The 11,617-nt window shown below is 76.5% G+C and carries 10 protein-coding genes; 6 read left to right on the top strand and 4 right to left on the bottom strand.

Annotated features, from left to right (window positions below):
- On the bottom strand, positions 1–1,409 hold a 1,409-nt coding region (locus BM165_RS17125), incomplete at its 3' end, for a protein kinase domain-containing protein (RefSeq protein ID WP_177225233.1).
- Between the two features lie 175 nt (positions 1,410–1,584).
- Between BM165_RS17125 and BM165_RS17120 the strand changes: the two genes are divergently transcribed.
- Positions 1,585–2,391: an SDR family oxidoreductase gene (locus BM165_RS17120; RefSeq protein WP_075014744.1), complete on the top strand. Its 807-nt coding sequence runs from the start codon at positions 1,585–1,587 to the stop codon at positions 2,389–2,391.
- Here the strand turns inward: BM165_RS17120 and BM165_RS17115 are convergent.
- Both BM165_RS17115 and BM165_RS17110 read right to left on the bottom strand, forming a co-directional pair.
- Complete coding sequence (locus BM165_RS17115; RefSeq protein WP_075014743.1) at positions 2,310–3,350, bottom strand: GGDEF domain-containing protein; 1,041 nt, start codon at positions 3,348–3,350, stop codon at positions 2,310–2,312. The two genes, BM165_RS17120 and BM165_RS17115, sit on opposite strands and share 82 nt — an antisense overlap.
- Positions 3,351–3,435: 85 nt before the next feature.
- The gene (locus BM165_RS17110; RefSeq protein ID WP_075014742.1) at positions 3,436–4,377 is read right to left on the bottom strand and encodes a S1C family serine protease; all 942 of its coding nucleotides are present in this window, start codon (positions 4,375–4,377) and stop codon (positions 3,436–3,438) included.
- Between the two features lie 231 nt (positions 4,378–4,608).
- On the opposite strand from BM165_RS17110, the gene BM165_RS17105 reads away from it, so the two are divergent.
- From BM165_RS17105 to BM165_RS17095, 3 genes are read left to right on the top strand one after another with little or no spacing between them, the layout of a single operon-like run.
- On the top strand, positions 4,609–5,754 hold the full coding sequence (locus BM165_RS17105; protein ID WP_075014741.1) for a carboxylate-amine ligase: 1,146 nt from the start codon (positions 4,609–4,611) through the stop codon (positions 5,752–5,754).
- Positions 5,754–7,049: an erythromycin esterase family protein gene (locus tag BM165_RS17100; protein WP_075014740.1), complete on the top strand. Its 1,296-nt coding sequence runs from the start codon at positions 5,754–5,756 to the stop codon at positions 7,047–7,049. Before BM165_RS17105 ends, BM165_RS17100 begins: the two co-directional genes overlap by 1 nt.
- 2 nt (positions 7,050–7,051) lie before the next feature.
- Positions 7,052–7,735: an alpha/beta hydrolase gene (locus tag BM165_RS17095; protein WP_075014739.1), complete on the top strand. Its 684-nt coding sequence runs from the start codon at positions 7,052–7,054 to the stop codon at positions 7,733–7,735.
- 94 nt (positions 7,736–7,829) lie between these two features.
- Here the strand turns inward: BM165_RS17095 and BM165_RS17090 are convergent, their stop codons facing one another.
- Positions 7,830–9,284: an NAD(P)/FAD-dependent oxidoreductase gene (locus BM165_RS17090; RefSeq protein WP_083427445.1), complete on the bottom strand. Its 1,455-nt coding sequence runs from the start codon at positions 9,282–9,284 to the stop codon at positions 7,830–7,832.
- A 128-nt stretch (positions 9,285–9,412) separates the two neighbouring features.
- Between BM165_RS17090 and BM165_RS17085 the strand changes: the two genes are divergently transcribed.
- Together BM165_RS17085 and BM165_RS17080 are read left to right on the top strand one after the other, a co-directional pair.
- On the top strand, positions 9,413–10,102 hold the full coding sequence (locus BM165_RS17085; protein ID WP_075014738.1) for an alpha/beta fold hydrolase: 690 nt from the start codon (positions 9,413–9,415) through the stop codon (positions 10,100–10,102).
- A gap of 4 nt (positions 10,103–10,106) precedes the next feature.
- Positions 10,107–11,288: an ROK family protein gene (locus BM165_RS17080; protein ID WP_075014737.1), complete on the top strand. Its 1,182-nt coding sequence runs from the start codon at positions 10,107–10,109 to the stop codon at positions 11,286–11,288.
- The last annotated feature ends 329 nt before the right edge of the window (positions 11,289–11,617 follow it).

Genomic DNA, 11,617 nt, shown 5'->3' with positions numbered 1-11,617 from the left:
TCGCCCGAGTCCGCATCGCCCGAGTCCGCATCGCCCGAGTCCGCATCGCCCGAGTCCGCGTCGCCCGAGCCCGCGTCGCCCGAGCCCGCGTCGCCCGAGCCCGCGTCGCCCGAGCCCGGCGCGGTCCCGGCGGTGCCCGGTGCCGTGTCGTCGCCTCCCGGCGTGGTCGCGGCGCTCTCCTCCGCGGGACGCTCGCCGTCCTGCGGGGTGCCGGCGGAACCGGAGGCCGGGTCGTCGCCCCCCTGCGGGGTCCCGGCCGAGCCCGGGGCGCGGTCCCCGGTCTCCCCGGCCGGCCCCGTCGTCCCCGGCGGTGCGGGCACGAAGGGAGCGTCCCCGGGGTCGTCGGCCGGCTCCAGCACGACCGGGGTCGACGCCACGGCGTCGGAGTCGTCCGCGGCCAGCCGGACCGCCACGACCCCGCCCGCGGCGGTCAGCCCGACCGCCGCGGCGACGAGGACGGCCGCCAGTTCCCTCCGGCGTTGCGACCGGGGTGCCGGCGGGGAGGCGCGGCGCCGTGCCTGGCGGGCCGCCGCTGCGCCCACCCCGGCCGTCCGCGCTGCCGCCGCGCCGCCGGCCGCCCCGCTCGCCGCACCGGCCGCCACACCGGCTGAGGCCGGTGCGGACACCGCCTGCACCGGCACCGTGTCCGAGGTCCGGCGCAGCGCCGCGCGCGCGGCCGCGGCCAGCGCCCCGGCGCTCGCGTACCGGCCGGCGGGGTCCGCGGCGGTGCTCCGCGCCACCACCGCCTCCAGGGCCGGGGGCACGGAGTCCTCCCCGGTGGGGTACGGCGGCTCCCGGTGCCGGCCTCCGCCGCCGGGTGCCGTCCCGCCGGTGTCGCTCCCGCGCGGCCGGCCGGTGAGCAGCTCGGAGAGGAGCCAGGCCAGCGCGGAGACGTCGGCCCGGGGGTCGGCGGGCCGGCCGTCGGGGCGGTCGGCGAGGCCGAAGTGCGTCAGGTGGCACTCGGGACGGTCGGGGTGGCCGGACACCAGGACGTCGGATGCGCGGACGCTCCCGTGCACGACCCCGGCGGCGTGCGCGGCGTCGAGGGCGGCCGCGACCTGACCGACGACGTCGACCGCCACGACGGCGGAGAGCGGTCCCTCGGTGGCGAGCACCGCGGACAGAGCCCGCCCGTCGACGAGCTGCACGTCTCGGTAGAGCCGGCCGTCGACCTCGCCGACCTCGTGGACGACGACGACGTGCGGCTCCTCGATCGCCGCGACGGCCCGGCTCACCTGCTCGAACTGCGCACGGAACCGCGGGTCGGCGCTGAGCTCGGGCGAGAGGACCTCGAGGGCGACCGTCCGCGACCGGCGGGTGTCCCAGGCGCGGTACACCTCGCCGGTGTGGCCGCGGCCGAGCACCTCGTCGAGCTCGTAGGGGCCGAACGTCTGGGGGATCAGGAGCAACTCCGGGGGGAGCCGGGGTGACGGCTGCTGCGTCCTGCCCGAGTGTCGACGCCGATCTGCTGGCCTGCCACCCAACCGTGCGACACGCGGTGCCGGGCAGCAGCCGGTCGCGGGCGGACCGCACGAGGTGACGGGTTGCCGGGCGGGCACCGGCGTGCCCCCGCAGCATGGGGGCATGACGGAGTCAGCGGGCCGCGTCGCGGTCGTCACGGGGTCGGAGTCGGGCATCGGGCGGGCCGTCGCGGTCGCGCTCGCCGAGCAGGGCTGCGACGTCGGGATCACCTGGTACCGCGACGAGGCGCACGCGCAGGGCACCGCCGAGGAGGTGCGGTCGAGGGGCCGGCGCGCGGAGGTCCGCCACGTCGACCTCACGCAGCTGCCGCAGGCCGCCGACGTCGTCGACGAGCTGGCCGAGGCCCTCGGCGGGATCGACGTGCTGGTCAACGACGCCGGAACCGGCCACTCCACCGCGATCCTGGAGACCGACTACGGGACCTGGCGCGAGGTGCTCGCCACCGACCTCGACGCGGCGTTCCTGTGCCTGCAGCGCGCCGCGCGCCGCATGGTCGCCGCCGGCCGGGGCGGGCGGATCGTGAACGTCACGAGCGTCCACGAGCACCAGCCGCGGGTCGGCGCGGCCGCGTACTGCGCGGCCAAGGGCGGTCTCGGGCTGCTCACCCGGGTCGCGGCCCTCGAGCTGGCCGAGCACGGCATCACCGTTAACGCCGTCGCACCGGGGGAGATCGCCACCCCGATGACCGGCCAGGAGGACGAGGACCCCACCGCGCCGGGGCACGAGCGGCCCGGCGTCCCGGTGGGCCGCCCGGGGAATGCGCACGAGGTCGCCGCCGTCGTCGCCTTCCTCGCCTCGCCGTCGGCGTCCTACGTGACCGGGTCCTCCTACGCCGTCGATGGCGGGATGCTGCAGATGGGCCCAATGGCGGGCTCGCACCTGACCTCCGACGACTGGCGCCGCCCCTGAGGTCCGGGCGCGGGTCGGTCGACGCGCGTGCGGGAGCCGGGACGGGCCGCCTTCTCCCGGTAGAGATCGGCGTCGGCGCGGGCGAGCACCTCGTGCAGGGTCTCGCCGGGGTGGGCGGTGGCCGTCCCGGCCGACCACGGGCCCGCCGACACGGCGCGCAGCCGGCCCAGCAGGTCGGCGGTGGCCGCGCGGTCGCTGCCGGGCAGGCAGAGCGCGAATTCGTCGCCGCCGAGGCGGCCGAGCAGGTCCGAGCGGCGCAGCTCCCCGGACCAGCCGGAGGCCAGCGCGCGCAGCAGCGCGTCCCCCGCGGCGTGGCCCTCGGTGTCGTTGACCGCCTTGAACCCGTCGAGGTCGAGGAGGGCCACGGTGAGCGGCTCGCCGCTCCGCCCGGCGGCGGCCAGCAACCGGTCGGCGCCGTCCTCCCACGCGCGGCGGTTGGCCAGCCCGGTGAGCGGGTCGGTGCAGGCCGCGCGGCGCAGCGCCCCGGTCTGGCGCACCTGGGCCTCGGTGAGCACCAGCGCGGTGACGACCGCGGTGAGCCACGGGGCGAGGAAGCCCGACGGGGCCGCGGACAGCGCACCCGCGCTGACGACGGCGACCGCGCCGGCGACGTGCGCCCGGGCGTGCGCCGCCGGGAGCACGTGCCCGGCGAGGACCCCCAGCGCCACGAGCGCCGGACCGAGGCCGACGACGCCGACGGCGGTGACCGACTGCCAGGCCAGGAGCCCGGTCAGCAGGGCCAGCAGGGCGAGCGCGGCGTGCACGGCCGCCATCGGCAGCCGGTCGCGGCCCAGCCACAGCCCGGCGGAGAGCGCGGCGCCGGAGACGGCGAGGACCACCAGCAGCGCCACCGGCGTGCGCGCCGTCATCGGCCACAGCGCGCCCACCGCGCACAGCGCCGCACCACAGCCGTACACCAGCGCGAGCAGGCCCAGCCCACCCCTGCGGTCCCCGTCCACCGGCGCCCCCCTCTTCGGCCGGGTCATCGTGACCCACGCGCGGGCTCCTGAGCAGGGGGGACGGCGCGCCACCCGCACGGGGGAGTCAGCCGGTGAGCTCCGTGGGGACGGCGATGACGTCGACCATCGCCCCGCGCCGGTACACCGTGACCGGCAGCGGCAGGCCGATCGCCTCGGTGAACAGCAGCCGCTGCAGGCTCTGCGCCTCGGCCACCGGCGCACGGCCCGCCTCGAGGACGAGGTCACCCGGGCGCAGCCCCGCCCGGTCGGCCGGCGACCCGGCGACGACGTCGACCACGCGCAGCCCGCGCCGCCGGCCGGTGCGCTCGGCGAGTGCGGCGGGCAGCGGAGCGGGGCTGCTGACCAGGCCGAGGTAGGCCCGCCGGACACGGCCGTCGCGCACCAGCGTGTCCATGATCCGGCGGGTGGTGTCGTTGACCGGGACGGCCAGTCCCAGCCCCCACCCGGCGACGGCGGTGTTGATGCCCACCACCCGGCTCGCGGAGTCGGCGAGCGCCCCGCCGGAGTTGCCGGGGTTGAGCGCGGCGTCGGTCTGGATGACGTCCTCCACCACCCGCGCCGTCCGCCCGTCCCGGGTGGGCATGGAGCGGCCCAGCCCGCTGACCACGCCGGCGGTGACCGACCCGGCCAGGCCGAGCGGGTTGCCCACGGCGACGACGAGCTGGCCGACCTTGAGCTGGGCGGCGTCGCCGAGGACGGCCGGCTCGGGGGCGCCCGTGGTCGTGCGGACCACGGCGAGGTCGGAGAGCGGGTCGGTGCCCACGACCTCGACCGGCGTCTCGCTCCCGTCGCCGAACACCGCCCGCCCGCTGCGGGCGCGACCGACGACGTGCGCGTTGGTGAGCAGCAGCCCGTCCCCGGGGACGACGACCGCCGAGCCGGCGCCCTGCCGGCCGTCGGGGCCGGTGACCTGGAGCGCGGCGACGTGCGGGGTGAGGTCGGCGGCCACCGCGGTGACCACCTGCGAGTAGGCGTCCAGCGCGGCGCCGGTGTCCGGTCGGGTCACGACGCACCTCCTGATTACGTTGTTGCACAGCCAGTGGACTCCTGTCGGGCCCGCCTCGGCCACCCCTCCCGCTACGCCGACAGCGATCAACCCCACCGACCTCCCGTACGCGGTCGTGCTCTGCCCCTGGTGCGGACCAGTGCACGAGGTGCCGGGGAGAGATCACGAGCGGGTGCGGCGCCGGTCGGCCGGCCGTAGCGTCGGCCTCCCCGGCGACCATCCAGGAGCGGCGTGCACACCGACGGCCACCAGCCCGAGACGACTGCCGACGCCGCCGTCGGGCGCACCGTCGGCGTGGAGGAGGAGTTCCACCTCGTCGACCCGGACAGCCTGGCGATGACACCGGGACCGAACGCGTCGGCGGCCGCCCTCGCCGGCGAGGCCGGCTCGTTCGTCCACCCCGAGATCGCGACCACCCAGCTGGAGACCGCCACCGGCATCTGCACCTCGCTGGCCGAGGTCCGCGCCGACCTCCGCGCGGCACGGGCCCAGGCGGCCGCGGCGGCCGACCGCGACGGGTTGCTGCTCCTCCCCGCGTCCACCCACCCGTGGGACTCCTGGCACACGATGCCCATGTCGCCGGGGGAGCGGTACGAGGCGATGGTCCAGCGCTGGGCGGGCCTGGCCCGGCAGCAGGACATCTGCGGCTGCCACGTGCACGTCGGCGTCCCCGACCTCGACACCGCCGTCGCCGTCCTCGACCGCACCCGGCCCTACGTCCCCGTGCTGCTGGCGATGACCGGCAGCTCGCCGTTCCACGACGGCGTCGACACCGGCTACGAGTCGTGGCGGACGCTGTGGTGGACCCGCTTCCCGCACGCCGGGGCCCCCGAGCCGCTGGGCGACGCCGACGGCTACCGCCGCGTGCTCGCCGGCCTGGTCGCCTCCGGCGTGGTCGAGGACGGCTCGCACCTGTACTGGGACGTCCGCCCCTCGGCCCGGCTGCCGACCCTGGAGTTCCGGCTGGCCGACGTCTGCACCACCCTCGACGACGCCGTCCTGCACGCGGCCCTGGTGCGGTCGCTGGTGCGGGTGCTCGCCGCCCGGGCCGTGCGTGGGGAGCCGGTGCCGGAGGTGCGCCCCGAGCACCTGCGCGCGGCCCGCTGGCGCGCGGCCCGGGCCGGCGTCACCGGCCGGCTGTTCGACCCGCTGCGGCTGGAGCTGGTCGACGCCCGCGATGCCGTCAGCGCGCTGCTCGCCGAACTGGAGGAGGACCTCACCGGCGCCGGTGAGTGGGACGAGGTCTGCGCGCTGGTGCAGGACCTGCTCGGCCGGGGTACGTCCGCCGTGCGGCAGCGGAGGACCTGGCTGCGCACGGGCGACCGCCGGGCGGTCGCCGACTGGGTCGTCCGCGAGGGGGCGGCCGGGAGGACCTGATGGACCGGATCGAGGAGCTCGCGCTCCCGCTGCGCGAGGCGGTCGACCTCGATCCGCTGCTCGCGCGCGTCGGGGACGCCCGGGTGGTGGCGATCGGCGAGGCCAGCCACGGCACCCACGAGTACTACGCCTGGCGCGCGGCGCTGACCCGCCGCCTGGTCGAGGAGCACGGCTTCGGGCTGGTCGCCGTCGAGGGCGACTGGCCCGACTGCTACCGCGTCAACCGCAGCGTGCGGCTGCGCCCCGGCGCCGACGACGACCCACGCACCGCCCTGGACGCGATCGACCGCTGGCCGACGTGGATGTGGGCCAACGACGACGTCGTCGACTTCTGCCGCTGGCTGCGCGGGCACAACGCCGCCCGGCCCGAGGACGAGCGGGTGGGCTTCTACGGCCTCGACGTCTACAGCCTGTGGGACTCGGTGCACGAGCTCGTCGCCTGGCTCCGGGAGAACGAGCCCGAGCACGCCGGGGCCGCCGTGCGGGCGATGCGCTGCTTCGAGCCGTTCGGGGAGGACGGCGCCGAGTACGCCTTCGCCACCCGGTTCGCGCCCACCTCCTGCGAGCAGGCCGCCGTCGACCTGATGCACCACCTCTGCCGGCAGCGCGGCCGCTCCGACGACGGCGACGACGGCGACGGCGACGACCCCGAGGCGCGGTTCGCCGCCGAGCAGAACGCCTCGGTCGTCGTCGACGCCGAGCGGTACTACCGCGCGATGGTCGGCGGCTCGGCCGAGTCGTGGAACGTCCGCGACGTGCACATGGCCGACACCCTCGACCGGCTGCTCGAGCACACCGGCGGCAAGGCGGTCGTCTGGGAGCACAACACCCACGTCGGCGACGCCCGCGCCACCGACATGGCCGACGTCGGGATGACCAACGTCGGACAGCTGCTGCGCGAGCGGCACGGCACCGACGACGTCGTCCTCGTCGGGTTCGGCGGGCACCGCGGCGGGGTGGTCGCCGGGCGCGAGTGGGGCGCGCAGATGGAGCGCATGCCCGTGCCGCCGGCCCGGGAGGGCAGCCTCGAGCACCTGCTCCACGAGCGGCTCGGCCGCGACGCGCTGCTCGTGTGGCCGCGCGACGAGCGACCGGGGGAGCTGGACCGGCGGCTGGACCACCGGGCGATCGGCGTCGTCTACCGGCCCGAGCGGGAGCGCTGGGGCAACTACGTGCCGACCGTGCTCGGGGAGCGCTACGACGCCTTCCTGTACCTGGAGGACACGACGCCGCTGCAGCCGCTGCACCTGGAGCGGCCCGGCGAGCACGTGCCGCTCGCGGCCGAGGCGGTCTGAGCGTGGCCGCGCCGCGCCGCGCCGCCGACGGCCGCCTCGACACCCGGCCCGGCCCTGACCCGGCCGGCCCGCCGCTGCCCCCGGGCACGACGTCCCTCGACCTCGGCGGGCGGGCGGAGGCGCTCGTCGCGGTGCCCGGCGGCCCGTCCGGTGCCCGGCCGCTGCTGGTCTTCTGCCACGGCGCGGGCGGGGAGGCCGCGCAGTCGCTGGCCGCGGTGGGGGACGTGGCCACCGCCCGCGGTGTGGCGGTGCTGGCGACCACCTCGGTGTCCACCACGTGGGACCTGCTGGCCGGCGGGCTCGGCCGCGACGTCGCCGTCCTCGACGCCGCGCTGCAGGAGGTGGCCGCCGGCCTGGCGGTGTCGCGCGTGGCGCTCGGCGGCTTCTCCGACGGCGGTTCCTACGCGCTCTCGCTCGGCCTGGCCAACGGCGACCTGTTCGAGGCAGTGCTGGCCTTCTCGCCCGGTTTCGTCGCGCCCCCGGGCAGGGAGGGGCGTCCGCGGATCTGGGTCGCGCACGGCACCCACGACCGCGTCCTGCCGGTGGAGCGCTGCGGCCGGCGGGTGGCGCAGCAGCTCTCCACGGCCGGCTACGACGTCACCTACGACGAGTTCGACGGCGGGCACGTGGTGACGCCCGGACTGGTCACCGCCGCGCTCGACACGTGGCTCGGCCCGTCCGGCTGACGCCGTACGGGCCGAGGGGTGAGCTGCTGGAACGGCCCCGCTGCGGGGTCCCGCGCCGAGCGGAGCGAGGCGTGGGGGGCAGCGGGGTCCTTCGTCAGGCGGTGCGGCGGGCGACCAGGTCGCGCTGCTGGTCGGGGTTGACCTCGTCGGGGTTGTCCCCGTGGTCCTTCGGGCCGCCGGTCTTGGACGCGGAGAACCCGGGACCGAGCTTCTCCAGCGCCAGCCGGCCGTAGACCTGCTGCTGGGTGGCGACCCGCTGGGAGCGGCCGCGGCCGAGGAAGCTGACCATCCAGTGCAGCACCGTGGTGATGCGGCTCTTGAAGCCGATGATGTAGAAGAGGTGCACGACCAGCCAGATCACCCAGGCGATGAAGCCCTCGAACTTCATCCCCTTGATGTCGGCCACCGCGGAGAACCGCGAGATGGTCGCCATGTTGCCCTTGTCCCCGTAGCGGAAGGGTCCGCGCGGCTGCTTGCCGGCGATCCTCCGCTTGATCTGGTCGGCGGCGTAGCGCCCGCCCTGGATGGCCACCTGGGCGACGCCGGGGAGCTTGTCCGGGTGGTTGGCCATGTCCCCGACCACGTGGATCTCGGGGTGGCCCGGCAGCGTGAGGTCCGGCTGCACCGTGATGCGGCCGGGGCGGTCGATCTCGGCGCCGGTCTTGTCGGCCAGCAGCCGGCCCAGCGGGGACGCCTGCACGCCGGCGGCCCACACCTTGGTGGCCGCCGAGATGCGGCGCAGCTGCCCGTCGGGGTCCTTGACCGTCAGGCCGTCGGCGTCCAGGTCGGTGACCAGCGCGCCCAGCTGGACCTCGATGCCCATCCGGTTGAGGTGCCGGCGGGCCTTCTCGCCCAGCTTCGGGCCGAACGGCGGCAGCACCTGCGACGCGCCGTCGATGAGGATGATGCGCGCCCGCTCGGGGTCGATGTTCCGGAAGTCGCGGCGCAGCGTGCGGTGCGCCAGCTCGGCGATCTGGCCGGCCATCTCCACACCGGTGGGGCCGGCGCCGACGACGACGAAGGTCATCAGCCGGTCGACCTCGGCCGGGTCGGTGGCCAGCTCGGCCAGCTCGAAGGCGCCGAAGATCCGGCCGCGCAGCTCGAGGGCGTCGTCGATGCTCTTCATGCCGGGGGCGAACTCGGCGAAGTGGTCGTTGCCGAAGTAGGACTGCCCCGCACCGGCGGCGACGATCAGCTCGTCGTAGGGGTACACCGTGGTGCGGCCGAGGATCGTCGAGGTGACCGTGCGCGCGTCCACGTCGATGTCGACGACCTCGCCGAGCACCACGCGGGCGTTCTTCTGGTGCCGCAGGACCTCGCGGGTGGCGGGGGCGATCTCGCCCTCGGACAGGATGCCGGTGGCCACCTGGTAGAGGAGCGGCTGGAACAGGTGGTGGCCCGTCTTGGCGATCACCGTGAGGTCGACGGCGGCGTTGCGCAGGGCCTTGGCGGCGAACAGGCCCCCGAAGCCGGAGCCGACGATCACCACCCGCGGCCGGCCGGTGGGCGTGCTGTCGGCGGCGTTGTACGCAGGTGATGTCGTCGTCATGATGACTGATCCTCTCCCGTCAGGGACTCCGCTGTCCTGCGGCGGGCCGCTCGGGGTGGTGATCCCCGCCACGCCTGCCGTGTCGTGTGCTGTCGCGGTGTCCGCGTCCACCCGGTACAACCGGGCCGGTGCCCGTCGTCATCCCCCGGCTGGTGCTCGTCCCGGGGATGGGGCTGGACGGGCGGTCGTGGTCGCGGCTGCGCCGACGGGTGTCGGCCGACGTGGTGCTCCTACCCGGGATGGGGCGGTCTGCACCTGTTCCGTCGGTCGACGACCTGGCGGCCGCGCTCCGCGCCGGCCTGGGGGACGGTCCGGTGGTGCTCGCCGGCCACAGCCAGGGCTGCCAGGTCGTCGCGGCGGCGGCGGTCGACCCCCGGGTGGCCGGGGTCGTCCTGCTCGGCCCGACGACCGACCCGCGGCTGCGCCGGCCGCGCACGCTGGCCCGGGAGTGGCTGCTCACGGCGGCGTGCGAGCGCTGGTGGCAGCTCCCGATCGTCCTCCTCCAGTGGCTGACCACCGGTCCGCGGGCCATGCGGGCGCTGTGGCGGTCGGCCGCGCCGGATCCGATCGGGGACCGGCTGCGTGCCGTGCACGTGCCGGTGACCGTCGTCCGCGGCACCCGGGACCGGCTCTGCCGACGGGAGTGGGCGGCCGCGGTCGCCGCGGCAGCGCCGTCCGGGCGGCTGGTCGAGGTGCCCGGCGCGGCGCACGTGACCGTGCAGACCCACCCCGACGACGTCGCCGCGGTCCTGCGGGCCGCCGTCCGGGCCGTGGCGACGCCGGAGGGCGGGCAGGGGGCCGGTGGCGTGTCACCATGACCGCGTGGCCCACTCCTCCGCCTCGGCCGGCGCGCTGCTGCACCACGTGCGCACCGGCCGTGCCCGGAGCCGGGCCGAGCTCGTCGCCCTGACCGGCGCGGCGCGCAACACGGTCAGCGCCCGCGTCGACCAGCTCATCGCCGCCGGCCTGCTCGAGGAGGGCGGCCGCGGGTGGAGCACCGGGGGCCGGCCGCCCACGCTGCTGCGCTTCAACAGCGCGGCCGGGTGCGTGCTCGCCGTCGACCTCGGGGTCACCAGCGTCGACGTCGCGGTGACCGACCTGTCGGCGCAGGTCCTCGCCACCATCGGGCACCCGATCGACATCGCCGACGGCCCCGGCCCGGTGCTCGCGGAGGTCGATCGGCTGGCGCAGGAGGTGCTCGCCGAGGCCGGGCTCACGCCCGCCGACGTGTGCGCCGTCGGCGTCGGCGTCCCCGGGCCCGTCGAGTTCTCGACCGGGCGGCCGTCCCATCCGCCGATCATGCCGGGCTGGCACGACTTCCCGATCCCGAGCGCGTTCGGCCGCTACGACGGCCCGGTGTTCGTCGACAACGACGTCAACGTCATGGCGCTCGGCGAGATGGGCGTCGCGGGCTCCGTGCAGGACGTCCTCGTGGTGAAGGTCGGCACCGGCATCGGTTGCGGGATCATCGTCGACGGCGACGTGTACCGCGGCGCGCAGGGCAGTGCCGGCGACATCGGCCACATCCACGTCCCCTGCGCCGACGGCCGGGAGGTCGTCTGCCGGTGCGGACAGGTCAACTGCCTGGAGGCGATCGCCGGCGGCGGTGCGTTGCTGCGCGACGCCCGGGCGGCCGGGCTGCCGGTGGCGACGACCCGCGAGGTCGTCGAGCGGGCCGCGCAGGGCGACGGCGTGGCGCTGGAGCTGGTCCGGCACGCCGGCCGCACGATCGGCACCGTGCTCGCCGCGCTCGTCAACTTCTTCAACCCGCACCGGATCGTCATGACCGGCGGCGTGGCGCGGGCCGGCGTCCCGCTGCTGGCCGGCATCCGCGAGTCGGTCTACGCCCGCTCCATGCCGCTGGCCGCCCGCGCGCTGGAGATCACCGTGAGCGACGCCCCCGACCTCTCCGGCCGGGTCGGCGCGGCGCTCATGGCCATCGAGGGCTACCTCGACGACGACTCGGTCTCCGAGGCCCTCACCCGCGCCACCCTCGCGCGCTAGCCCCTCCCGTCGCCGGGCGGCGACGACCCGGCGATCCGCTGTCACGCGGATGCTCCCCGTACGACCGCTCGCTGCGGACTCGACCGACCCCTTGAGGTACCCAGCCGACGTCGTTATGTTCCACGGCAGCACAAAAAGGATGGCCTGCGTCACCCGGACGAGTGCGCCGATGCGCAGCCGGAGGAACCCCATGGCCGAGCGGCCCACGCGCGAGGACGGGCTCGGCTCCGGTCCAGGGGTGCCCGTCCCGGCCGCGGTTCATCCCGATTCGGTAACCGCCCGGTTCGGGGCTTGACCCGGTTGTGGCTGGGCTCATATGTTCTGCGCTC

Source organism: Geodermatophilus obscurus, from assembly GCF_900115395.1.
Taxonomy (GTDB): Bacteria; Actinomycetota; Actinomycetes; order Mycobacteriales; family Geodermatophilaceae; genus Geodermatophilus; species Geodermatophilus obscurus_B.
This window is presented reverse-complemented; position numbering and strand designations above follow the sequence as displayed.